At 56.6% G+C, this 22,192-nt stretch carries 22 protein-coding genes and 2 tRNA genes; 7 read left to right on the top strand and 17 right to left on the bottom strand.

Going from position 1 to position 22,192, the window contains the following annotated elements; all coding sequences use genetic code 11:
• Window positions 1-16 precede the first annotated feature (16 nt).
• A complete protein-coding gene (locus AC2FGC_RS04715; RefSeq protein WP_496724345.1) occupies window positions 17-487 on the top strand; it encodes a CoA-binding protein in 471 nt (156 codons plus the stop codon).
• Between the two features lie 3 nt (window positions 488-490).
• On the opposite strand, the gene AC2FGC_RS04710 is transcribed toward AC2FGC_RS04715, so the two are convergent.
• From AC2FGC_RS04710 to AC2FGC_RS04695, 4 genes are all read right to left on the bottom strand, one after another.
• Window positions 491-1,066, bottom strand: coding sequence for a hypothetical protein (locus AC2FGC_RS04710; protein ID WP_496724347.1), 576 nt, complete (start codon window positions 1,064-1,066; stop codon window positions 491-493).
• A gap of 72 nt (window positions 1,067-1,138) precedes the next feature.
• The gene (locus AC2FGC_RS04705) at window positions 1,139-1,456 is read right to left on the bottom strand and encodes a phosphoribosyl-ATP diphosphatase (RefSeq protein ID WP_496724348.1); all 318 of its coding nucleotides are present in this window, start codon (window positions 1,454-1,456) and stop codon (window positions 1,139-1,141) included.
• Window positions 1,453-2,214 (bottom strand): imidazole glycerol phosphate synthase subunit HisF, encoded by a 762-nt coding sequence (gene hisF, locus AC2FGC_RS04700; protein ID WP_170383233.1) that lies wholly within the window; start codon window positions 2,212-2,214, stop codon window positions 1,453-1,455. The genes AC2FGC_RS04705 and hisF overlap by 4 nt, the downstream gene beginning before the upstream one ends.
• A gap of 150 nt (window positions 2,215-2,364) precedes the next feature.
• Complete coding sequence (locus AC2FGC_RS04695; RefSeq protein ID WP_496781534.1) at window positions 2,365-4,410, bottom strand: spermidine synthase; 2,046 nt, start codon at window positions 4,408-4,410, stop codon at window positions 2,365-2,367.
• A gap of 417 nt (window positions 4,411-4,827) precedes the next feature.
• Between AC2FGC_RS04695 and AC2FGC_RS04690 the strand changes: the two genes are divergently transcribed.
• Window positions 4,828-5,274: a DUF302 domain-containing protein gene (locus AC2FGC_RS04690; protein WP_496724353.1), complete on the top strand. Its 447-nt coding sequence runs from the start codon at window positions 4,828-4,830 to the stop codon at window positions 5,272-5,274.
• On the opposite strand, the gene hisA is transcribed toward AC2FGC_RS04690, so the two are convergent.
• Complete coding sequence (hisA, locus tag AC2FGC_RS04685) at window positions 5,275-5,994, bottom strand: 1-(5-phosphoribosyl)-5-[(5-phosphoribosylamino)methylideneamino]imidazole-4-carboxamide isomerase (protein ID WP_496724355.1); 720 nt, start codon at window positions 5,992-5,994, stop codon at window positions 5,275-5,277.
• 134 nt (window positions 5,995-6,128) lie between these two features.
• On the opposite strand from hisA, the gene AC2FGC_RS04680 reads away from it, so the two are divergent.
• Complete coding sequence (locus AC2FGC_RS04680) at window positions 6,129-6,530, top strand: DUF2147 domain-containing protein (RefSeq protein ID WP_058274317.1); 402 nt, start codon at window positions 6,129-6,131, stop codon at window positions 6,528-6,530.
• A 4-nt stretch (window positions 6,531-6,534) separates the two neighbouring features.
• Here AC2FGC_RS04680 and hisH read toward each other — a convergent pair whose 3' ends face one another.
• Together hisH and hisB are read right to left on the bottom strand one after the other, a co-directional pair.
• Window positions 6,535-7,173, bottom strand: a complete 639-nt coding sequence (gene hisH, locus AC2FGC_RS04675) for an imidazole glycerol phosphate synthase subunit HisH (RefSeq protein ID WP_496724357.1) — start codon at window positions 7,171-7,173, stop codon at window positions 6,535-6,537.
• Window positions 7,174-7,761: an imidazoleglycerol-phosphate dehydratase HisB gene (hisB, locus tag AC2FGC_RS04670; protein ID WP_496724359.1), complete on the bottom strand. Its 588-nt coding sequence runs from the start codon at window positions 7,759-7,761 to the stop codon at window positions 7,174-7,176.
• 153 nt (window positions 7,762-7,914) lie between these two features.
• On the opposite strand from hisB, the gene AC2FGC_RS04665 reads away from it, so the two are divergent.
• Complete coding sequence (locus AC2FGC_RS04665; RefSeq protein WP_496724361.1) at window positions 7,915-8,154, top strand: Lrp/AsnC family transcriptional regulator; 240 nt, start codon at window positions 7,915-7,917, stop codon at window positions 8,152-8,154.
• 1 nt (window position 8,155) lies between these two features.
• Here the strand turns inward: AC2FGC_RS04665 and AC2FGC_RS04660 are convergent, their stop codons facing one another.
• From AC2FGC_RS04660 to AC2FGC_RS04645, 4 genes are all read right to left on the bottom strand, one after another.
• A complete protein-coding gene (locus tag AC2FGC_RS04660; protein WP_496724363.1) occupies window positions 8,156-8,758 on the bottom strand; it encodes a hypothetical protein in 603 nt (200 codons plus the stop codon).
• Between the two features lie 55 nt (window positions 8,759-8,813).
• Entirely contained in the window at window positions 8,814-9,680 is an 867-nt protein-coding gene (locus AC2FGC_RS04655; RefSeq protein WP_496724365.1) for a GNAT family N-acetyltransferase, read from the bottom strand.
• An 85-nt stretch (window positions 9,681-9,765) separates the two neighbouring features.
• Window positions 9,766-9,840: transfer RNA gene (locus AC2FGC_RS04650), tRNA-Gly, on the bottom strand.
• A 35-nt stretch (window positions 9,841-9,875) separates the two neighbouring features.
• Window positions 9,876-9,950, bottom strand: a tRNA-Gly gene (locus tag AC2FGC_RS04645).
• Between the two features lie 149 nt (window positions 9,951-10,099).
• Here AC2FGC_RS04645 and AC2FGC_RS04640 point away from each other — a divergent pair.
• Window positions 10,100-10,252 (top strand): hypothetical protein, encoded by a 153-nt coding sequence (locus AC2FGC_RS04640; RefSeq protein ID WP_282168837.1) that lies wholly within the window; start codon window positions 10,100-10,102, stop codon window positions 10,250-10,252.
• 15 nt (window positions 10,253-10,267) lie between these two features.
• Here the strand turns inward: AC2FGC_RS04640 and AC2FGC_RS04635 are convergent, their stop codons facing one another.
• The 4 genes from AC2FGC_RS04635 to AC2FGC_RS04620 all read right to left on the bottom strand — a co-directional run bounded on the left by AC2FGC_RS04635 (window position 10,268) and on the right by AC2FGC_RS04620 (window position 17,271).
• Window positions 10,268-10,651, bottom strand: coding sequence for an MAPEG family protein (locus tag AC2FGC_RS04635; RefSeq protein WP_496781533.1), 384 nt, complete (start codon window positions 10,649-10,651; stop codon window positions 10,268-10,270).
• A gap of 76 nt (window positions 10,652-10,727) precedes the next feature.
• A complete protein-coding gene (locus AC2FGC_RS04630; protein ID WP_496724369.1) occupies window positions 10,728-14,165 on the bottom strand; it encodes a pyruvate carboxylase in 3,438 nt (1,145 codons plus the stop codon).
• Window positions 14,166-14,289: 124 nt separating this feature from the next.
• Window positions 14,290-15,447, bottom strand: coding sequence for an alpha-hydroxy acid oxidase (locus AC2FGC_RS04625; RefSeq protein WP_496724371.1), 1,158 nt, complete (start codon window positions 15,445-15,447; stop codon window positions 14,290-14,292).
• 39 nt (window positions 15,448-15,486) lie between these two features.
• Window positions 15,487-17,271 (bottom strand): sensor domain-containing diguanylate cyclase, encoded by a 1,785-nt coding sequence (locus tag AC2FGC_RS04620; protein ID WP_496724585.1) that lies wholly within the window; start codon window positions 17,269-17,271, stop codon window positions 15,487-15,489.
• Between the two features lie 181 nt (window positions 17,272-17,452).
• On the opposite strand from AC2FGC_RS04620, the gene AC2FGC_RS04615 reads away from it, so the two are divergent.
• Window positions 17,453-19,885 (top strand): ATP-dependent helicase, encoded by a 2,433-nt coding sequence (locus AC2FGC_RS04615; protein ID WP_496724373.1) that lies wholly within the window; start codon window positions 17,453-17,455, stop codon window positions 19,883-19,885.
• A 3-nt stretch (window positions 19,886-19,888) separates the two neighbouring features.
• Here AC2FGC_RS04615 and AC2FGC_RS04610 read toward each other — a convergent pair whose 3' ends face one another.
• Entirely contained in the window at window positions 19,889-20,179 is a 291-nt protein-coding gene (locus tag AC2FGC_RS04610) for a DUF1330 domain-containing protein (protein WP_496724375.1), read from the bottom strand.
• Between the two features lie 374 nt (window positions 20,180-20,553).
• Complete coding sequence (locus AC2FGC_RS04605; protein ID WP_108859440.1) at window positions 20,554-20,778, bottom strand: DUF1127 domain-containing protein; 225 nt, start codon at window positions 20,776-20,778, stop codon at window positions 20,554-20,556.
• Between the two features lie 908 nt (window positions 20,779-21,686).
• Between AC2FGC_RS04605 and mraZ the strand changes: the two genes are divergently transcribed.
• A complete protein-coding gene (gene mraZ, locus AC2FGC_RS04600) occupies window positions 21,687-22,190 on the top strand; it encodes a division/cell wall cluster transcriptional repressor MraZ (protein WP_496724377.1) in 504 nt (167 codons plus the stop codon).
• Window positions 22,191-22,192: the final 2 nt, after the last annotated feature.

Below are 22,192 nucleotides of genomic sequence, written 5' to 3'. Positions count from 1 at the left end.
AGTCTAGGGTGGCCGCATGGCAAATTACACAGACCCATTCCTGAAAGACATCCTGCGTCGAACCAAGGTGATTGCCGTGGTGGGCGTTTCGATGAACCCGGTGCGGCCCAGCTATTATGTCGCCCGGTATCTTTCACTTAAGGGATACACAGTGATCCCGGTGAACCCGGGCCATGCCGGGAAGTTACTTTTTGGCCAGACCGTCCGCGCGTCACTGTCTGACATTACTCAGCCGGTGGATATGATTGACATCTTTCGCCGGTCTGAAGCCGTTCCGCCAATAGTCGACGAAGCCTTGTCTTCTTTTCCCGACCTGCGCACGATCTGGATGCAGATCGGCGTTGAACATCCCGAAGCCGCGGCCAAAGCAAAGGCGCGGGGCATAGACGTTGTAATGAATCGTTGCCCGAAGATCGAATATCAGCGTCTGTTTGGCGAGCTGCGCATGGGTGGATTCGCGACCGGAGTGATTTCTTCCCGGTTGTGAATGCTAGCCGCCGACATAGGGCAGCAAGTCCCCGTATTGTTCCTGGCGGCGCTTTTCCAGAACAACGCTGCGCGGCACCCATTCATACTTGGTGTCTTCCACCAAGGGCGACCAGAACAGAACACCGCCGTACCGCCATGGGTCCAGGACCACGCCGTCATACATCGTCTCACCCTTGCGGCTGATGATGGCCGTGCTGTGGTCGATTCTGAACTGGTTGTCCGCATTTGCTATCGCACGGTGCAATTCCAAGGTCTGGAAGTTCTCTTGCTTCAGCCGACGTTCGATATCCTCGGCCCAATGCCAGCACAGCCCACGCGGGCGTAGACCCTTGTTGACCTTGGCATTGTGGATCAGCGGAGGGTCGGTGATTTCGTACTCCTGAACCAGCTGCGCGGTATAGGAATAGGCGATGCGGGCCGCGCGATCGGCTTCTTCTGGGTCGATGTCGGGACCAAGGCTGCGGATTTCCGTTGCCAGTCTTTGAACTTCATCACCGGTCGTGCGCGGCGGGGCCGAACACGCGGTAATCATCACAAGCGAAAGCAAAGCCATTACACTGGCCAGAGCCTTGGTCATTCCCGCGTTCCTCGGTCGGTCCCACACTGATCCCTGACTATACAGGGCAGGGCGGCAGGACGGAACCCGCGCTTAGGTCTTTGGGCGCGATGCCTTTTCGGTGATGCCGCTTGTGCCCTGGCGGCGGGCCAACTCGGTCAATACGTCATCCAGCGCCACGTCCCGCGCGGCCAGCATGACCAGCAGGTGATAGAGGACATCCGCAGCCTCAGCGGTCAGCTTGTCTTTGTCACCCTTGACGGCTTCGATGATGGCCTCAACAGCCTCTTCCCCGAATTTCTCGGCACATTTCTCAGGCCCCTTAGCCAGTAGCTTTGCGGTCCAGCTGGAGTCCGGCTCGGCCCCCTTGCGGGCCTCAATCGTCGCGGCCAGATCGTGCAGGATGTTCATGTCAGCCTCATGGGGATGCCAGCCGCAGCCATGTGTTCCTTGGCCTCGCGGATGGTGTATTCGCCAAAGTGGAAGATGGAGGCCGCCAGTACGGCACTGGCCCCGCCCTCTGTCACACCTTCGACCAGATGATCCAGGTTGCCTACGCCGCCCGAGGCAATCACCGGCACGTCAACCGCGTCTGAGATCGCGCGGGTCAGGGGCAGATTGAACCCGGCTTTAGTGCCGTCGCGGTCCATCGAGGTCAACAGAATCTCGCCGGCCCCTTTGGCGACAACGGTTTTGGCGAACTCAACTGCGTCGATGCCGGTCGGTTTGCGACCCCCATGGGTGAAAATCTCCCATTTGCCCGGGCTGACGGTTTTGGCGTCGATGGCGCAGACAATACACTGGCTACCGAATTGATCCGCAGCTTCGGCGATGACATCCGGATTGGCGACAGCGGCCGAGTTGAAGCTGACCTTGTCGGCGCCAGCCAGCAGCAGCGCGCGAACGTCGTCTTTTGTACGGACGCCTCCACCGACGGTCAGCGGAACAAAACACTGTTCAGCTGTGCGTTGAACCACATCGAACATGGTGCCGCGGTTTTCGTGGGTGGCGTGAATGTCCAGAAAACAGATCTCATCCGCGCCTGCTGCGTCATAGGCTTTGGCCGACTCTACAGGATCGCCCGCGTCACGCAGACCAACGAAATTGACACCTTTGACAACACGGCCATCGGCGACATCCAGACAGGGAATGATACGAGTTTTCAGCATACCGGCGTCCTTTGTTGGCGCACCTGTATCGGCAAAACCCCGCCTTTTCCAGTGTCGTAAAGGCACCTTGCGGAAAACGGCGGGGTCAATTGAACCTTTGAAGCGGAATTTCTGCCGGTTGGAAGAAAATGTTGTCTCACATTAGTGCGTTTACTGCTTGTCTTTGAGCAATATGAGCGCGGACAGCAAGTTTGCCTTATCGTCCGTCCACGGCTCTCCCCCATCAGAAACCACGGGCTGCCATTTTCCATTTTGGACAAAACCGTCGACTCGTCCCTGATCTGGGCTGACAATCACCACTTGGGAATCCGATGCGCCTAGTTCGTTTGCGCCTGGTTCAATCCGATGGAACTGTTTGGCCGCGTGGAGACCAAGCTTGTCTGCAATGCGCGCAAGTGGGTCGACCAGATCGTAGTACCGGTTGCTGATGTGAAAGACCAATATCCCGTCATCAGCCAGTCGCTCTGTATACATCCGCACTGCTTCTTCAGTGATCAGATGCACAGGAATAGCATCAGAACTGTATGCGTCCAGGACGAGAATATCGAAGGAATAATCTGTGTGCGCCAGGACAATGCGTGCGTCACCAAGATGCGTTGGCGAATCTGGTGCGCATTCCGAGATGTAGGTGAAAAGGGATGGGTTGCGCGCCACTTGGTCAACCATGGCGTCGATTTCAAAGAATGCCCATTTCTGAGATGGAAGCTTGTAGCAGGACAGAGCACCAACTCCGAGGCCGACAATACCGATGCTGTCGGCTTCTTGTCCGAATTCAGACGTTATGACCTGAGCCATTGGCCCTTTGGGATAGTAGTAAGACTTCGGCGTAGGTTTTTGACCAATTTCTGATTCTAACTGCAAACCGTGCAGTGTGGTCCCGTTTTGATACATTCTGAGGCCCGCAATTGAGAAAACCCTGTGCGTTCCAAAGAAGCTTCGATCCTGAAGTAACGAGTCTTTTTGTGGCCAAAGTACCTGCAGCATAAGTGCCGCGATAATCGCTATGATACGCGCAGGTTGATTACGGAACAGGATCAGTGCACCCAACAGCATCGCGGTTGCGACAACCGCGCGCAAGGCTCCATCTCCAAGAGGGTTTATTCCATCGATCATGCCGAAGCACAAAAGGATCGGGTAGCTGATAATCAGGCCAAATGCCAGATTCCTGGGCGTAACTGCGCCTTTCCCGATCAAGAGCAACCCGCCAGCCAAAATAAGCGTCATTTGCGCCTCGACTTCTAGGGCAAATGCAAAAGGTGCAATAATGGAATTGAACAATCCGCCAAAAGCCCCGCCTATCGACAGTGCGATGTAGAACACTGTCAATTGCTCTGCCGGCGGTCTCATTTCATAAAGCAACCTATGTGCATACAAGGCGATTACAAATAGAATGGGAACGTACAACAAAAAGACGATGGGGTTTGTGTGATGGTCGATCAGGTTGGAAAGTAGGACGACACCAATCGCCAGTGCCAAAATCATCGGGATGTGTAAGGATTTGACACTAAGCCAATTCAGTTTCGCAAAGGCGAATATGAAGGAAAGAAGGTAGGTCGCAAGGGGCACAACCCAGATAAGCGGGATTGAACCCAGATCCGTACTGGCTTTCGTGGTAAAGGAAAGCATCAGGGATGAGGGTACGAAAGCGATCACAATCCAGGTTGCAATCTGCTTCATCTTTGGGGTGCTCTTCGCGACATCAGCTGCGATCGGCGCAAGGTCGCTGCTCGATCCGCGCAGCGCAATAAGGCCACTTACCGCCATCAACCCACCGAAAATGACAAATCCGACGGACCAAATTTTGCTGGTCGCACTGGCACCCAGAAGAGGGTCTGCCAGCAAAGGAAAAGCCAGAAGAGCCAGCAGTGATCCCACATTACTGGCGCTGTACAGGAAATAAGGGTCGTCTGCCGAAGGCCCGCCGGACCGTGAGTACCACGCCTGAAGCAATGGCGCATTCGCAGAAAGAACCGCAAATGGCAGACCGACACCCAGGGCAAACAATTTAAGGGTTTGCAGTGCGGTCGAGCTGGATGCGTCATAGCTCCAGCTCTCGTTTATTGAAAGGGGCAGGTACGTCAGCGCAGCCGTCCAAAGTACCAGATGAGTCACAAGCTGCCAGCGCAGAGGTATCCATTTCGTCAGCACATGGGCGTAAATGTAGCCCAAGATTAAAACCATCTGGAAGAACAGCATCGCGGTCGTCCAAACCGCAGGAGCGCCACCGATTTGCGGTAGGACCAGCTTGGCAAACAGGGGCTGGACAAAAAACAGAAGAGATGCGCTGACAAAAATTGTGACGCAAAAACTGAATATGATCGCAATTCTGAACCAAGAATTGTTCGAATATTCTGTGCTCGTAATACTCACGGTGGCAATCCCTGCTCGAGTTATTTTTCAAACTGCTACAGGCGAAATAAGACCAAGTTTGGGCCAAGCTTGGTAAAATATCTGTCAGAATGGGCTATTGTTCTCAAATGCGGGACGGTCTGCGCAGGTTGCTAAGCTGTGAGATTCGGGTGCGCGGCAAGGCCACGCCGATGCCGGAGATGTGATTGCAAGTTCGCGAAAAGCTGAGACAATTTGGATGAAATTTACAAAAGGAAACCCGATATGCGAAATCTGATACTGGCAACAATTTTGACTTTTGGAGGGGCGATGTCTGCCATGGCTGACGACATCATCAAGGTAAATTCGAACAAATCGGTGCAAGAGGCGATGGACGCCCTGGAAGCTGCCGTTGGTAACGCGGGCGCGACCGTCTTTGCCCGCGTCGATCACGCAGCGGGTGCGGAAAAGGTTGGCTTAACCATTCCCGCCAATCAGGTTCTGATCTTTGGCAACCCGGCACTGGGTACACCCGCGATGCAGATTGATCCACGTGCCGGGCTTTTCCTGCCGCTCAAAGTGCAGGCATACGAAGACGAGACCGGGCAGGTCTGGCTGGCCTATGAGGACCCGAAAGAGACGATGGATGAGCTAGACGAAGTCGAGAAATCACCTGTCATCGAAAAGATGCGCGGTGCGCTTGCCAAGCTGACTTCGGTTGCGGCCGAGTGATCAGCTTAAGGCGCGAATGGCCTCGGAAAGGTCAATCGCGCCATCGTAAAGCGCCCGGCCCGAGATCGCGCCGTCCAATGCCACGCCACAATCACGCAGGGCGATCAGATCATCCAGCGAACTGACCCCACCCGAGGCGATGACCGGGATTGAAACCGCGCGGGCCAAATCTGCCGTAGCCCGGATGTTCGGCCCCTGCATCGCCCCGTCGCGATTAATGTCTGTATAGATGATGGCCGCAACGCCTGCGTCCTCGAAACTGCGGGCCAGATCGGTGATCTTCACGTTGGTCTCTTCGGCCCAGCCCTTAGTGGCCACCATGCCGTCGCGCGCATCGATGCCGACAGCAACTTTGCCCGGAAACTCCTTGGCAGCTTCACGCACCAGATCGGGGTTTTCGACCGCCACGGTGCCCAGAATCACGCGCGCCAGACCTTTGTCGATCCATGTCTCGATCGTGGACATGTCGCGAATGCCACCGCCCAACTGCGCGGGCACGTTGCATTCTCTCAGGATCGCTTCAACCGGGGCGGCGTTGACCGGTTCACCTGCGAAAGCGCCGTTCAGATCGACGAGGTGCAGCCATTCACAGCCTGCCTCGACAAAAGCCCGTGCCTGCGCTGCAGGGTCGTCGTTGAACACGGTTGCCTTATCCATTTCACCACGCAACAGGCGCACGGCCTGTCCGTCTTTGAGGTCGATGGCGGGGTAGAGGATCATGTCAGGCGGCCCTATATCTGATTTGTTCGCGCGGGATATCGCACATGCGGGGCAGGGGATGCAACGCGACGCCAAGTCAATCTTGCCGGAATTGCCCAGCCGGGCCAGACTGAGCAGAAATAAGGGAGGAAATCATGAAAACATTCACACTTGCAGCCGGGTTTGCGGTATTGGCCAGCGCTGCTTTTGCAGCCGATCCGGTTGACGGACTTTGGAAAACCCAACCAGGTGATACTGGCGGCTATCTTCACGTTTCGATTTCGGAATGCGGCAGCGCGATTTGTGGCACCATCGACACCGCCTTTGACAAAGACGGTAATGAGCAGCTGGCGTATGAAAACCTCGGCAAGCAGATCATCTGGGATATGGTGCCCGATGGCGGCGGCAGCTATAGCGGCGGCAAGATCTGGGCCCCGGACCGGGACAAGACCTACAGCTCGAAAATGACGCTGGACAGCCAGAACAAGCTGACCGTCAAAGGCTGTGCTGTAGGCGGTCTCGTGTGTCGCGGGCAGGACTGGACGCGGGTTCAGTAACCGCTCAGGGCGTCCAGGTCAGGAAGTTCCCGATCATCCGCAGGCCCACATCCTGACTTTTCTCAGGGTGAAACTGCATCCCAACCATTGTGTCGCGGCCGATCACGGCCGTGACCTCCTGCCCATAATCCACAAAGGCCAGACGCTGCGCCGGATCGGTGACACGGAAATGGTAGGAGTGCACGAAATAGGCGTGATCGCCTGATTGCACCCCGGCAAAGACCGGGTGCTCGCTTTCCAGAACCAGATCGTTCCAGCCCATATGCGGTACTTTCAGCGCACTATCTGACGGCTCGATCCGCACCACATCACCTGCAACCCAGCCAAGACCGTCGGTCTCGCGATATTCGTGACCCTTGGAGGCCATCAATTGCATGCCGACGCAGATGCCCAGAAAGGGGCGGCCTTTCTGTTCGACGGCCTCGACCATCGCGTCGTAGATGCCTTTGTGCCCGCGCAGCTCATTCGCGCAGGCGGGAAAAGCGCCGTCACCGGGTAGAACCAGCCGGTCCGCACGGGCAACCACCTCCGCGTCCGAGGTTACGACAACCTCACCCGCGTCCATCTCGCGCGCCATGCGCTGAAACGCCTTTTCCGCCGAGTGCAGATTGCCACTTTCGTAGTCGATAATGGCCGTCAGCATCTACAACGCGCCCTTCGTGGACGGAATCGCGTCCGCCTTGCGTGGATCGGTTTCGACCGCCAAACGCAATGCACGCGCGACGGCCTTAAACGCGGCCTCGGCAATGTGGTGGCTATTGAACCCGTGTAACTGGTCGATGTGCAGCGTGATGCCGCCATGGGTGCTGAGCGCCTGAAAGAACTCGCGCACCAGTTCGGTGTCGAACGTGCCGATCTTGGGGGTCGGCAGGTTCACGTTCCAGATCAGAAACGGGCGCGCGGACAGGTCCAGAGCGCAGCGTACTTGCGCGTCATCCATGGGCAGGTGGCACTCGCCGTAACGACGGATGCCCTTCTTGTCGCCCAACGCCTGCGTCAGCGCCTGACCCAGCGCGATGCCGGTATCCTCAACCGTGTGGTGGTCGTCGATGTGGTAATCGCCCTTGGCGCGGATCGTAATGTCGATCAGCGAATGGCGCGCAAGTTGGTCCAGCATGTGATCGAAGAACCCGACACCGGTTTGGTTGTCATAGGTGCCGGTTCCGTCAAGATTGACCTCGACCGAAATCTCGGTCTCGGCGGTTTGACGGCTGATCTTTGCGCTGCGCATGGGCGAATTCCTTTTGCTACAGGCGCGCTTATAGACGGGGATTGGTCGGCTTATCCAGACCAAGCGTTGCATTCACTGCAATCTGTTGCAGGGGATTGCGCCCGGTGACGTGCCATGCCAGCCTGCCGGAAACTCAACCAACAGGTCCAAATCATGTCCACCTGCGTTTTCATTCAGATCCGCTGCACACCCGGCACCACCTATAAGGTCGCCGAAGAGATCGCGCTGCGCGAGATTCACTCCGAGCTTTACTCCACCAGCGGCGAATATGACCTGCTACTTAAGCTCTACATCCCCGAATCCGACGATGTCGGTCATTTCATCAATGAAAACCTGTTGGTGATCCCAAATATTGAGCGGTCTTTGACCACCATGACCTTCAAGGCGTTCTGAGTCAGACCGAAGCGTTGGACACCGAACCTTGCGGCGCGGTACATGCCAAAATCGCGCCATTGCGCGCCTGCTGATCAGTTGTTCCTGCCCGGAGCAACTGATGCACACCGAACAATACCATCAGCGGAATGCCAAGCGAGACCAGATAGTTTTCTCCGGCCAATTGCGACCAAACCACACCGATTGCGCAGACAATCAGCAAAACGGCAGAGTGTGTGTTTCTCTGTTTCGCGCCGTTGGTCTGATAGTTCAAGAACCCGTTCGTTCTGAACAAGGTCAAAACGACACCCGTTAAGAATACACTCATAAGAACGAGTGTCGCGATGTTCCCGGTCAAAATCGTCGCCGTGTCGCGATAGCCAAGCAAGATCAGGCATTCGATCAGTGGCGTGATAGCCACCATGAAGAGATTGATACCAAGTAAAATGGGCTGTGGACGCAGCGTTTTCCTGACATAGGTAACGCAAACCGAGGCGGCCAGAACCGTGCCGATCCACCCGGCCAACCGCATATCATCCGTGGCCCGAAACAAAAGCATGAAAACCACGCCCGGCAGATTCTCAAACATCTCAAGCAGCAACCGCTTTTGGGTTTCGCTGGGCATTCTATAGATTTCCTTTTTGTAAATGCGCTTTTGGAATGTCGAGTGTGGGGTAAATTTACCCCAGTTCGAATGTTGTGATGCCGTAAATCCGGTCCAGATCAATATTTGGTGCGTGGCTGGAATACATGCGACCTGTTTCGAAGACTTTGGTCAAACCCAACTGTTGCGCCATTGCCATAGCATGCGCGTTGGGGTTGGGCATGTCGATGAAGACCTCCGCATCCATCTGATCGGAGGGAAGTGTGGCCAGCAGCGACACCAAAAGGGCCTCTGCGCTCTCAGGATTGTTCGCAAACAGGGGGCCGACCTTGTACCCGCTCAAACACCGCCGCAGGGTTGCATAGCCCTTGATCTGACCATCTTCTTCGAACACGCGAGAGACGTGGCTGGGCGCACTGAGCCAGGCGTGAAGGAACGTGTCGCGCGGGGCAGGGAACAAGCCCCGGTCGTACGATTTCAGCTCATCCGTCAGGGCGCTGAGGGGCGTGATCTGATCGTGAAGGGACCGGCCTAACTGGTCTAGAATTTCACCAACTGTGCCCGAGAAGCGATAATTGTCATAGGCCAGCTCGAACCCGAATTTTCGATAATTGTCCTGCTGTTCGACAACACCGTCCATGCCCATGTTCCGGTGCTGGCAATGCGCCTTGACCGCCTCGGCAACCTGCAGCCCATATCCCGATCCGCGATACTCGGGCCGGACGATATAAAAGCCTAAAAACGAGTAGTTATCGTCATAATTCACAGCAGAGGCCGATGCGATCATCTGCCCATCCAGGAACCCGCCCTTAAACCCTTCGGGGTCGGAACCCCGAAAGCAGACCGCGTCGTGTAGCCCCGGGTTCCAGCCTTCCTGGCCGGCCCAATCGACGGCCGTTTGAACTTCGTCTTCAGTCAAAGCGCGAATAACGTATTCTGGCATCAGCGCACCTCTGTTGTGATTGCGTGCCATTCGAGAATGCCGCAACACCAGACAAAGAACCAGCATGTTCAGAGAGGGTTGTATCTGGAGCGGGCGAGGCGATTCGAACGCCCGACCCTAACCTTGGCAAGGTTATGCTCTACCCCTGAGCTACGCCCGCATCAGATACATATTTTCGACCTTTCGGTCTCTCAATGGAGCGGGCGAGGCGATTCGAACGCCCGACCCTAACCTTGGCAAGGTTATGCTCTACCCCTGAGCTACGCCCGCGCCGTTGAGTGAGGAGGGGTGTATTAATTCCCACGCATGGCTTCAAGCGGAAAAAACAAAAAAGAGGAAAATTCTTTGCGACGGAAACGCGCCCCTTAACCGTTCAAGAACCAGAGCATCCAAGAACAAGAACGGTGGAGGTGACGAAAATGACGTATTCTAAGGATCTGAAGATGGCGGCCCTGGCGGCGATGATTTTGCTGGCCACAGCGGTGTCTGGCAAAGGCGAGAATCGAATGGGCGATGTCGAATCAATTTTTACGGAATCCCCTCGAATCGAAACGCAGGTTTTGGCGGGGTAATCTCCGCCATCCCGTTCACAGCGCCATCAAAAGGCTGGCTATCGCCGCAACCACAATCACGGCAAAGGTCAGCAACATGCCGATCTGGCGCAGAATGACAATCTGCGGTTTGCGGCCGAACCCATAGGCATGCAGCACGCGCCCGGCCAGAATGCCAAAGCCCAATAGATTGACCAGCCAGCCACCGGCGCCCTGCAGCTCGACCATGGCGATTAGTAACAGGGCAAACGGTGCATATTCGGCAAAGTTGGAATGCGTGCGCATCACTTTGAGCATGTCGGTGTTGCCACCATCGCCGTAAGAAATCTTGTCGCCGCGGCGCTGCAGGATGACCCGCACACTGAGCGCGACATAGAGAAGTGCCAGCAATGCGGCATAGACTGGGGTGATGGACAGCATGGTCTGCTCCTTTCAGGATCAAAAAAGGGCCGCCCGGTTCCCCGAACGGCCCTTGTTCCCGAAAAGGTTAGGTCGTTTATTCCAGTTCGACCAGTAGGTCCTTTGCGTCAATCTGGCTGCCCGGCTGAACGTGCACGGCCTTGACCGTCGCATCGCGCTCGGCGTGGATGCCGGTTTCCATCTTCATCGCTTCGATGGTCAGCAGCATGTCGCCTTCCTTGACCTCCTGGCCCGCGGTCACGGCAACGGTGGCCACCACGCCGGGCATCGGCGCGCCGATGTGGTTGGGGTTGCCCGCCTCGGCTTTGGGACGGGACTGCGTGGTTGAGGTCACCAGACGGTTTGGAACCCGGATCACGCGCGGTTGGCCGTTGAGCTCAAAGAACACTTTGACCTCGCCCTTTTCATCGGTCTCACCGATGGCCTGACAGCGGATTTCCAGCGTTTTGCCGGGGTCTATCTCAGCCGTGATCTCTTCGCCCGGTTCCATGCCATAGAAGAAGGTGCGCGTGGGAAGTGTGCGTACAGGTCCGTAAGCCCGGTGACGCCCCATGTAGTCAAGGAACACTTTGGGATACATCAGATAGCCGTTCAGATCCTCATCATCGACTTCCTTGCCCTCAAGCTGTTTGGACAAGTCCGCCCGGGTCGCCTCCAAGTCGACTGCTGGGACGTCTTTGCCGGGGCGATCGGTGTTGGGGGCTTCATCCTTGAGCACCTTCTTGACGATAGTGTCGGGGAAACCGCCCGGAGGTTGACCCAGATTGCCGCGCATCATGTCGACCACCGAGTCAGGGAAGGCAACATCCGTATTCGGGTCTTCGACCTGTTCACGGGTCATGTTCTGGCTGACCATCATCAGCGCCATGTCACCGACCACCTTGGATGACGGTGTCACCTTCACGATGTCACCGAACATCCGGTTCACGTCAGCATACATCTGAGCGACCTCGTGCCAACGTTCTTCCAGCCCCAGCGAACGCGCCTGCGCCTTGAGGTTGGTGAACTGACCGCCGGGCATCTCGTGCAAGTAAACCTCAGAAGCCGGAGCCTGCAGACTGGATTCGAAGGCTGCATATTGGCCGCGAACCGCCTCGAAATAGTCGCTGATTTCACGGATCGCCTTGATGTCCAAGCCGGTATCGCGCTCAGTATGGCGCAGCGCTTCGACCACTGTGCCCAAAGTCGCCTGCGATGTGTTGCCACTAAAGCTGTCCATCGCGCAATCCACCGCGTCCACACCTGCCTCGGATGCGGCCAGGATGGTCGCGCTGGCGATGCCGGCTGTGTCGTGTGTGTGGAAGTGGATCGGTAGCCCCACCTCCTCCTTCAGTGCACGGATCAAGATGCGCGCCGAGGCTGGTTTCAATAGCCCCGCCATGTCCTTGAGGCCAAGTATATGAGCACCCGCATCGCGCAGTTCTTTCGCCATGCCGACATAGTATTTCAGGTCATACTTGGCGCGATCCGGGTCCAGAATGTCACCGGTGTAACAGACGGTGCCCTCACAGATTTTACCGTTCTCAACCACGGCGTCCATCGCGACGCGCATATTCTCAACCCAGTTCAACGAGTCGAACACACGGAACACATCGATGTTCTGCGATGCCTGACGTACGAACTCTTGCACAACGTTGTCAGGGTAATTGGTGTAGCCGACCCCGTTCGCACCGCGCAACAGCATCTGGGTCATCAGGTTCGGCATCGCTTCGCGGAGGTCGCGCAGACGCTGCCAAGGGCATTCTTGCAGGAACCGATAGGCCACGTCGAAAGTTGCACCGCCCCAGCATTCGACCGAGAACAACTGCGGCAGGTTAGCTGCATAGGTTGGCGCGACCTTGATCATGTCGATCGACCGCATCCGGGTCGCCAGCAAAGACTGGTGGCCGTCGCGCATGGTTGTGTCGGTGATCAGAAGCTGGCGCTGCGCCTTCATCCAATCAGCAACGGCTTGCGGGCCTTTTTGCTCCAGCAGGTTGCGTGCGCCCATCTGCGGTTCCGACTTCGGTGCCGGGGGCTTTGCGTCTTTCAGATCGGCGCGAGGTTCGGGGCGGTCCTTGGTCTCTGGGTGACCATTCACTGTGATGTCGGCGATATAGGTCAGAACCTTGGTACCCCGGTCGCGGCGGCGCTTAAAGGAGAACAAGTCCGGCGTCGTATCGATGAATTTGGTCGTATACTCGTTCGACAGGAAAGTCGGGTGCTTCAGCAGGTTGATGACAAAGTCGATATTGGTGCTGACGCCGCGAATGCGGAACTCGCGCAGGGCGCGGTCCATCCGGGCAATCGCCGCCTCGGGCGTCGGAGCCTTGGCGGTCACCTTGGTCAGCAGCGAGTCATAGTACCGCGTGATCACCCCGCCTGCATAAGCCGTACCACCGTCCAGACGGATGCCCATGCCGGTAGCCGAGCGATACGCAGTGATGCGGCCATAGTCGGGGATAAAGTTGTTTTGCGGATCTTCGGTAGTGATCCGGGTCTGCAGCGCGTGGCCGGTCAGATGCACGTCTGCCTGGCTGGCGGCACCCGTGGCTTCGGCTAGGGTTTTGCCCTCGGCGATCAGGATCTGAGCCTGAACGATGTCGATACCGGTGACTTCTTCAGTAACCGTGTGTTCGACTTGCACGCGCGGATTCACTTCGATGAAGTAGAACTTGCCGGTTTCCATATCCATCAGGAATTCAACTGTGCCTGCGCATTCATAATTTACATGCGCGCAGATTTTGCGGCCCAGCTCACAAATCTCGGCGCGTTGTTCTTCGCTTAAGTAAGGGGCAGGGGCGCGTTCGACAACTTTTTGGTTCCGGCGCTGGACCGAGCAGTCGCGTTCGTACAAGTGATAGATCTCACCATGCTTGTCGCCTAAGATCTGCACCTCGACATGGCGGGCGCGGATAATCATTTTTTCCAGATAGCCCTCGCCATTGCCGAACGCGGCTTCGGCCTCGCGACGGCCTTCCAGAACTTTCTCTTCCAGTTCATCTTGTGACAGGATCGGGCGCATGCCGCGTCCGCCGCCGCCCCAGGAGGCTTTGAGCATCAGAGGATAGCCGATTTCCTTCGCCTCGGCGCGGATCGCATCCATGTCATCGCCCAGCACCTCGGTCGCCGGAATCACCGGCACACCTGCCGCGATGGCCACGCGGCGTGCGCTGGCCTTGTCGCCCAGTGCACGCATGGTTTCGGCTTTGGGACCGATGAAGGTGATGCCGTTCTGAACGCAGGCATCAACAAAGTCCGGGTTCTCGGACAGCAAGCCATAGCCGGGGTGGATCGCATCTGCTCCGCACTCTTTAGCGACGCGGATGATCTCATCGATGCTCAGGTAGGCGGCAACAGGCCCCATGCCTTCGCCGATGCGATAGGCCTCATCCGCCTTGAAGCGATGCAAGCCCAGCTTGTCCTCTTCGGCAAAGACGGCAACGGTGCGTTTGCCCATCTCATTGGCGGCGCGCATCACGCGGATGGCAATTTCGCCGCGGTTGGCGATCAGGATCTTGTTGAAATCAGTCATGTCGGGTCCCGGTCCTACTTGTTTGGCCGTGTTGATAGGCGGACAATACGCGTACGTATATCAGTCGTTCTGGGTAGAACCGGCATGTTAACGCTCGCAAACGCCCCCTGTTAGCGCTATCTCTCTAATAGCGCTGCATCGCGGCATGAACAAGCGGTGTAGTGGGCGGAAGGTGATTCAGCGACTCGGCGCCCAATTGGCCCATGTTTGCGTGCATGTCCTGCCGCAAAATGTCGATGAGGTGGGGAGGGCCTTTGGCACCCAGGGCGGCGAGGGCATACATGAAGCCGCGCCCCATCATCACGAAATCGGCGCCAAGGGCCTTAGCACGCAATATGTCCAAACCACCTTCGACCCCACTGTCGAAGATCAGGGGCAAGTCCGTAGCCGCACGGATGGCGGGCAGGGCTTCGATGCTGGCCGGGGCACCATCAAATTGCCGACCGCCGTGATTCGAAAGCCAGAGAGCGTCCACTCCCGCTTGCTGCAACGGTTCGGCATCTTCAGGACGCTGGACGCCTTTCACGATCAGCGGGCCATCCCAGGCATTGCGCAGCCAGTGAACATAGTCCATATCCGGGGACGTCCGCAGCAGATACCCAACATGGGCCGTCGGCGGCAGGTTGCTGGAGTCGTCCGTATACTTGTCCAGTGTCCGCATCCGCGGGGGCCCGCTGCGCGCTATTCCAAGCGCCCATTCCGGCCGCATCGCGATCTGTGCCAGAAGGCGTGGCGTCAACCGCGGTGGATTGGTCAGACCCGAACGTGTTTGGCGCTCGCGCCGGGATGCAACCGGGACATCTGCCGTCATCACCAGCGTCGTAAAACCAGCGTTCCGAACCCGATCCAGCAAGTCCTTGCGAATGTCCGGATCCTTTGGCGGATAAAGCTGAAACCACGCGTTGTCACCCAGATGCGGCGCGACGTCCTCGGGGCTTTGGCAGGCAACGTTGGATAGGGTAAAGGGCAGACCGGCGCTTGCGGCAGCGCGGGCAAGATGAGCTTCGGCATCAGGCCAAATCAGGCCTGCCATACCGATCGGGGCAACGCCGAACGGTAATGGGTAGGTCTGACCCAGGAACTCGGTCGAAGTGTCAAATTCCAATGGTCCGTGCAGGATAGACGGCAGGAAACCGACGCGGTCCAATCCATCGCGATTGCGGCGCAGCGTGGCTTCAACCCCGGTTCCGCTGTCCAGATACTCCCAGACAAAGTGAGGTATCCTGCGCTGGGCGCGGTGTTTCAGATCGGCGATGCCGGGAAAGCGACTATGAAGGTCCATGGGGATTGATCCGACCTAAGGCGCGATTCGGCAAGGATTTTAAGCCGTTGATTGCCCGCTAACGGCTTTTATTGGCTTTTTGAGCTTTGAAATCTGCCGTGTGTCATACTCGCTGCCGGCGACCTGAACTTGATTGCGACCTTTATCCTTTGCCGTATACAGCGCATCATCGGCGGCGCGCATCAGATCCTGCGGCATAGTGCCATGCGCCGGATAATGCGAAACCCCAACCGAGATCGTGATACGGGGCAGGGATTTCTCACCGTAGCGCACCGAGACGGCCTCGACCGCTTGCCGCAATTGCTCAGCCCGCGTGATCGCGTCGTCCGACGTATTGTCGGGCAGGATCAGCATGAATTCTTCGCCACCAATGCGGCAGGCAACTTCATCCCGGTCGCAGCCCTGTTCCAAAGCGGCACCAACTGCACGCAACACCATGTCACCGGCATCATGCCCATGGGTGTCGTTGAATTTCTTGAAATGATCGACATCCACGGCAATCAGGCTGAGCGGTGCGCCGGTTTGCTGACTACGGTTGATGGATTTGCGCAGGGTTTCAAGCATATGCCGCCGGTTGAACAGCCCGGTCAACGGGTCCCGGACGGACTGGTCGTGCAACTGATCGCGCATCCGTACGTTGGCTATCGCCATGCTGATCTGTTCAGCGCTGAGCTGTGCCAGCTTTTTACTCGTGTGAAACGCCTCATCTGTCCCTTCAAGGGCGCGGAGGTGCAGAAGGCCGACCGTCTCCCCATGCGCCAGAATTGGAAAGCAGAAATAGGGCCGTCCGTCATGTGGTTCGGCGTGTTCACAGACAAAGTCGATCTCAGACGCGCCGTATTCATAGGTTCGGCCACGCCGAAGCCCCCAACACCCTTCGGGATGGATGTGCGCCTTATGGGTCCCGCCATTCCAACTGGCACAGCCATCCAGGACGTCGCGCGAGTTGGAATATACGTAAACGCTGCCCTCAGCTTCGGGTAGGATATGGGTCATGAAGCGCGAGACCATATCGAACAGCTCGTCCAAGGACCGGCTGGATTGCAACCACTCGTTCAATTCGCCCAGCAATCGGACTTCGCGGGCCAGGCGTAGCTGATCTTCCATTAGATCACGCTCTTTGGCGGATTGTTTTTGCAGGGCCCGCAATTGCAAGCGGTTCGCCCGGTAGCTGGCAAAGGACACGGCAACAAGCGCAAGCAGGGCGATGCCACTTAGAACGGTCAAAGAAATCCTAAGCCGCGTGATGAACGTGGTGCGCAAGTCGGATATATCAGTAAAGAATTCAATTGCGCCGATGAAACGCCCATTCTTGGCCACCGGCATAAAGACTTCGGCAACATGGTGCTGCGCTGCGTTCAGGATATTGTCGGTATGCAGATCAAGCCCGTCGATCTCGGACAGGGGAACAACTTCCTGAATGTAGTGAAGCATTCCTCTGGCAACGTCGCTGCGAAAGAAATCACGGGTTTCAACACTGCCCTCCTCTGTCGGACGAGTCGACCAGGTGACACGCCCATTCGAGTCGAGCAATTTGAAGCGGTAAACATCAGAAGCTTCGGGCATCGCGGCCAGAAATTCGGCGTCATGCGCGTCAATCACGCCCGTCTTAAGCGCGGTCTCGGGGTCCTCTAGATGCAAGACGACACGGCGCTTCCACAGCTCAGCCTGCTTAAGAATGTCGACCTTAAGCATCCTGTCGACCAGCGGCGCGGGCAATTTGTAGATTCCCCAGCCGCATCCAATTGCCAGAGAAATCAGCAACATGCTGATACCGATCCATTTCAGCCGGTGATTTACGGCCCCCCGATTATCTTGAGTCATACCTTCGCGCTCCCACAGCAATTTAGTGATCATCGCGGCGGGTGTTTTACAGATGGTTAATGAACCCGTTCTCAGTCCAAGTCGCTTGATTAGAATTGATCGCAAAGGTGTAACAAAATCTGTGCGAACAAGGCGTGAACAAACCCTTTCCCTCGGCCAACATCCAGCGTAGTTTGGAAAGATGAGCAGTTTCGACGAAATAGACGCCTTTGAGGGCGCATCCCTGTCCGCGCGCGCCATGGCCGCGCGCCCCATGCCTTATCTGGATGAGCTGAACCCGGCGCAGCGCGACGCGGTCGAGAGGTTGGACGGTCCTGTCCTGATGCTGGCCGGTGCAGGCACTGGGAAGACCAAGGCACTGACAGCCCGAATCGCGCATCTGCTCAGCACCGGGCGGGCGCGCCCGAATGAGATTTTGTCCGTTACCTTTACCAACAAGGCTGCGCGCGAGATGAAGAACCGCGTGGGCCGTCTGTTGGGACAACCAGCCGAGGGGATGCCGTGGCTGGGCACATTCCACTCGATCTGCGTCAAGCTGCTGCGACGGCACGCGGAACTGGTCGATCTGAAATCGAATTTCACCATTCTGGATACGGATGATCAGTTGCGGCTGCTCAAACAGCTGATTCAGGCGGCCAATATCGATGACAAACGCTGGCCTGCGCGCATGTTGGCCGGAATCATTGATGACTGGAAGAACCGGGCGCTTACGCCCGACAAGGTGCCTGCTGCCGATGCCGGCGCCTATAACCACAAGGGAATTGAGATCTACGCTCAGTACCAAACCCGGCTGCGCGAGCTGAACGCGGTGGATTTTGGCGACCTGCTGTTGCACATGGTCACGATCTTCCAGACCCATCCGGATGTGTTGGAGCGATATCAACGTTGGTTCCGCTACATCCTTGTGGACGAATACCAGGATACCAACGTTGCCCAATATCTGTGGTTGAGGTTGCTGGCTGGGGCGCACAAGAACATTTGTTGTGTGGGAGATGACGATCAGTCAATTTATGGCTGGCGCGGGGCCGAAGTGGGCAACATCCTGCGGTTTGAAAAGGATTTTCCAGGGGCTTATGTCGTTCGGTTAGAGCAGAACTATCGCTCGACCCCCCATATCTTGGCAGCAGCGTCCAATGTCATCCGTGGCAATGAAAGTCGGCTGGGCAAGGAATTGTGGACCGATGCGCAGGACGGTGAAAAGGTCCGCCTGATCGGTCATTGGGATGGCGAGGAAGAGGCGCGCTGGATCGGTGAAGAGATCGACGCGATGCAGGGGGGAACGCGTGGAGCGCGGCCCTTTAATCTGGATGAAATTGCGATTCTCGTGCGGGCCAGCCATCAGATGCGCGCGTTTGAGGACCGTTTTCTGACCATCGGTCTGCCCTACAAGGTCATAGGTGGCCCGCGATTCTATGAGCGGATGGAGATTCGTGACGCGATGGCCTATTTCCGGCTGGTGGTCAGCCCCGGCGATGATCTGGCGTTTGAGCGGATTTATAACAAGCCTAAGCGCGGTCTTGGAAGTAAGGCATGGCAGGAAATTCAAGAAACCGCACGGGAAAACAGCGTCTCATTACTTGAGGGCGCTAAGTTGGCGATTGAAAAAGGGCTTTTGAAAGGAAAAGGCGCAAAGTCCCTTCGACAATTGATCGCGGACCTTGCGCGTTGGAATGGTCTTACACGTGGCCCCTTGATTGAAATTGATGATGACTCCGTGCTTGAAGACGAAGTTGCAACAATTCGCTACGGTGAACCGGAGTTGTCACACATCGAATTGGCGCAAGTCATAATAGATGAGTCGGGCTATCCAGAGATGTACCTACAGCCTGTTGACCCTAGTCGCCCGGATGCGCCGAGGAAGGAAAAAGACGTTGAATCAGCCGGGCGGTTGGAAAACCTCAAGGAATTGGTCAACCAACTGGATAATTTCGAGAATCTGCAAGGGTTTTTGGAACATGTCAGCCTGGTAATGGACAACGAGAAGGAATCGGACGGGGCAAAAGTCTCGATCATGACCCTGCACGCGGCAAAGGGGCTGGAGTTCCCGGCCGTGTTCCTGCCGGGGTGGGAAGACGGGTTGTTCCCATCACAGAGATCAATGGACGAGTCCGGGATCAAGGGCCTCGAAGAAGAACGGCGACTGGCCTATGTGGGCATCACCCGCGCGGAAGAGATCTGTACGATTTCCTTTGCGGCCAATCGTCGGGTGTTTGGCCAATGGCAAAATGCGATGCCGTCGCGCTTCATTGACGAGTTGCCTGAAGATCATGTCGAAGTTCTGACGCCGCCGGGGCTGTACGGGGGTGGTCAGCCGACTGCCGGTATCGAAACCCGTGCGGCCGAGGCCAATGTCTATAACTCCCCCGGTTGGCGGCGATTGCAGGCCCGGCAGGGACAGTATGGAACGTCCCAACCCCGCGAAAGCCGCAATACGGTGATCGACGCGACTGCTGTTGCCAGTTTCACCCTTGGCGAGCGCGTGTTTCATCAGAAATTCGGCTACGGCGCGGTGATCGGTATCGAAGGTGACAAGGTTGAGGTCGATTTCGAAAAAGCTGGATTGAAAAAAGTGGTTTCCCGCTTTCTGTCCGCCAAGGATGATGTGCCGTTCTAAACGCTATAGCCCTTCAACCAGTACCATGTTCGCCGTCGCGGTTTTGTGCCGAATTTCCGCCAGCTTGATATAGTCTGGGTCGTCTTTCCACGCCTTGGCCGCAGCAAGAGATGGGAACTCCATCAACACAATTCCGTCTTCGGGCCATACGCCCTCGATTAGTTCCACGGGCTTGGAGGATATCGTCAGCAGGCGACCTCCGTGCCGGTCAAATATCGGCATGAAGCCTTCAAGGTATTTCTGGTACCCGTCAGCGTCGTGAATGGAAATCTGGGCGATGAAATAAGCGGCCATCGGAAACTCCTGAAATTCTGGTCAGGGCTTCAGTTTACATCTCGGTACGAAAAACAAAAACGGCGGTTCCCAGGGAGGAGGAGAGGGAACCGCCGTTCTTTTCAACATCAGGGCAGGGAGGAGGAGAGCCCCGATGTATCCGAACCCGGGTTTGATCCCGGTATGAGGAAGACGCGGCGACGTCAGGGAGGAGAAGAGACGTCGCCGCGCGCTTTCAACACCGGGAAAGGGAGGAGGAGTACCCGGTGTGTCTGCTTCCGGCGATCAGGGCCGGTATTAGGGGCGGCGACATCAGGGAGGAGGAGAGATGCCGCCGCTGAAATACAGGTCCAAAAGGGAGGAGGAAGGACCTGATCTCGGTGTTTCTGTGTCGCTTAACGTGCGACGTGTTCTTCGGCCGCTTGCTGAGCCAGGCGGCGGATCATCGAGCGGTGAAGCCCCAGATCAGCCAGTTCGCGGTTCGACAGATCAGACAGTTCGTGAACTGTCTGGCGATAGACGCGATATTGGATGAACCGGGTCTTTGCCGCCTCGAATAGCGAAGCCAGGCTAGTTGCCGGTGCGCCTTTGAGCGCGGTGTTATGTGTTGCTGCAGCCATTTGCTTTACTCGATGTATTCGTTGTTGCCGGTGTTGTCCGGCGCTTGCTTGAGACTGAAAATAAGCAAATGCTGCAATTGCACAATACCCGACAACGTCAATGCTGCTATGCAGCAAGTGCATAGATATCAACTGGTTGTCGATGGGGGTTGGGAAGGGCCAGTAAAATAAGGCCTTCAGCTGATGCTTCCCCAAAGGAAGGTTTCAACAAGATTTTCTGGATTTTCGTGTTTGCGCGTCTTTTGAGCGGAGTTTGTCAATTCTTGTGCGCTTTGTGTATTGGATGGGCCAGGCGCGCGGCGGCTGACATATTGATTTCGGTTCGTGGGAATTCATGGGCGTCAGCTGGAGCGGCGAAGAATCCACATGTGGTTGAGGTTTAAAGCTGGAGTGATTCGCTAATCAAGTGGCCCATTTTCGCTACGCTCATCATAAACCTTCACCCTTTGAAGAAATATCTGGGAAATTATGGGAATAGTTGGAGTGGGTTCAAAATTGGCTTATTTAGTGCGACCATTGCCGCAATTATCTACAATTGGTGTCCACAGGGTGGTTTTCTTTCTCAATCGCGTTGGCTAAACTGCGAGTCTGAACATAAGGTCTGCAAATTTTTTGTTGATTTCCATGAATTCCCATGTCATCCCTAATTCATCCGATGAGGACGAGGCACATGGGGCACCAAACGACCCCGAAACAACAAAAATCAGGTTTCATACAGGCATCTCGCTTTCATCAATCAAGAGATCCGGCGCGCGGGCGAGCAGACATCCCCCCAGGTGGCGCGCGCAGCTGGACATCCCGCACAGCGGGTCAATGCGGCGGGTTGATCAGTGGCAGCAGATCAACCCGCCGTTTTTCATCTGGGGGAGTGAATTTTAAGTGGGGCGCAAGCGGAAGGGACAGTCGTCTTGGCGCGCAGGTTTAGAGGTGAAAGCCACCATAAGGTGGACACGAAGGGCAGGGTATCGATCCCGGCCTCGTTTCGCCGTGTGCTTGAGGCCTCGGACCCGAACTGGCAGCCCGGCGACACTCCTGAGCTTGTAATTGTCTACGGCGACCACCGCCGCAAATTCCTGGAATGCTATACCATGCAGGCGATCGAAGAGGTCGATGCCAAGATCGACGCGCTGCCGCGCGGATCGATGCAGCGGAAGATGTTGCAGCGCATGTTCCATGGTCAGTCCTTTCCGACCACAGTGGATGAAACCGGCCGACTGGTGCTGCCGGCAAAGCTGCGTAACAAGATTGGCCTTGAAGGTGAGGCATTCTTTATCGCCGCGGGTGACACGTTCCAGATTTGGAAGCCGGAAACTTATGAATCCGAAGAACTCGCTGCGGCCGAAGAGTGGTTGGACGAACAGCCCGAGGATTTCGATCCTTTGGAGTTCCTTGACGGCACCGGGGATGCGTAACG

The organism is Ruegeria sp. CDSC054 (genome assembly GCF_059610645.1).
This window is presented reverse-complemented; position numbering and strand designations above follow the sequence as displayed.

Coding starts and splice junctions, on each gene's coding strand:
- AC2FGC_RS04660 (WP_496724363.1), bottom strand. CDS start 8,758: ATGCCCAGCGAAACCCAAAAGCGGTTGCTGCTTGAGATGTTTGAGAAT.
- AC2FGC_RS04610 (WP_496724375.1), bottom strand. CDS start 20,179: ATGGCCGCTTATTTCATCGCCCAGATTTCCATTCACGACGCTGACGGG.
- AC2FGC_RS04615 (WP_496724373.1), top strand. CDS start 17,453: ATGAGCAGTTTCGACGAAATAGACGCCTTTGAGGGCGCATCCCTGTCC.
- AC2FGC_RS04715 (WP_496724345.1), top strand. CDS start 17: ATGGCAAATTACACAGACCCATTCCTGAAAGACATCCTGCGTCGAACC.
- AC2FGC_RS04690 (WP_496724353.1), top strand. CDS start 4,828: ATGCGAAATCTGATACTGGCAACAATTTTGACTTTTGGAGGGGCGATG.
- AC2FGC_RS04710 (WP_496724347.1), bottom strand. CDS start 1,066: ATGACCAAGGCTCTGGCCAGTGTAATGGCTTTGCTTTCGCTTGTGATG.
- hisA (WP_496724355.1), bottom strand. CDS start 5,994: ATGATCCTCTACCCCGCCATCGACCTCAAAGACGGACAGGCCGTGCGC.
- hisF (WP_170383233.1), bottom strand. CDS start 2,214: ATGCTGAAAACTCGTATCATTCCCTGTCTGGATGTCGCCGATGGCCGT.
- AC2FGC_RS04625 (WP_496724371.1), bottom strand. CDS start 15,447: ATGGACCTTCATAGTCGCTTTCCCGGCATCGCCGATCTGAAACACCGC.
- AC2FGC_RS04605 (WP_108859440.1), bottom strand. CDS start 20,778: ATGGCTGCAGCAACACATAACACCGCGCTCAAAGGCGCACCGGCAACT.
- AC2FGC_RS04655 (WP_496724365.1), bottom strand. CDS start 9,680: ATGCCAGAATACGTTATTCGCGCTTTGACTGAAGACGAAGTTCAAACG.
- AC2FGC_RS04695 (WP_496781534.1), bottom strand. CDS start 4,410: ATGCTGTTCTTCCAGATGGTTTTAATCTTGGGCTACATTTACGCCCAT.
- AC2FGC_RS04620 (WP_496724585.1), bottom strand. CDS start 17,271: ATGACTCAAGATAATCGGGGGGCCGTAAATCACCGGCTGAAATGGATC.
- AC2FGC_RS04635 (WP_496781533.1), bottom strand. CDS start 10,651: ATGCTGTCCATCACCCCAGTCTATGCCGCATTGCTGGCACTTCTCTAT.
- AC2FGC_RS04705 (WP_496724348.1), bottom strand. CDS start 1,456: ATGAACATCCTGCACGATCTGGCCGCGACGATTGAGGCCCGCAAGGGG.
- AC2FGC_RS04640 (WP_282168837.1), top strand. CDS start 10,100: ATGACGTATTCTAAGGATCTGAAGATGGCGGCCCTGGCGGCGATGATT.
- AC2FGC_RS04680 (WP_058274317.1), top strand. CDS start 6,129: ATGAAAACATTCACACTTGCAGCCGGGTTTGCGGTATTGGCCAGCGCT.
- hisH (WP_496724357.1), bottom strand. CDS start 7,173: ATGCTGACGGCCATTATCGACTACGAAAGTGGCAATCTGCACTCGGCG.
- AC2FGC_RS04630 (WP_496724369.1), bottom strand. CDS start 14,165: ATGACTGATTTCAACAAGATCCTGATCGCCAACCGCGGCGAAATTGCC.
- hisB (WP_496724359.1), bottom strand. CDS start 7,761: ATGCGCAGCGCAAAGATCAGCCGTCAAACCGCCGAGACCGAGATTTCG.
- AC2FGC_RS04665 (WP_496724361.1), top strand. CDS start 7,915: ATGTCCACCTGCGTTTTCATTCAGATCCGCTGCACACCCGGCACCACC.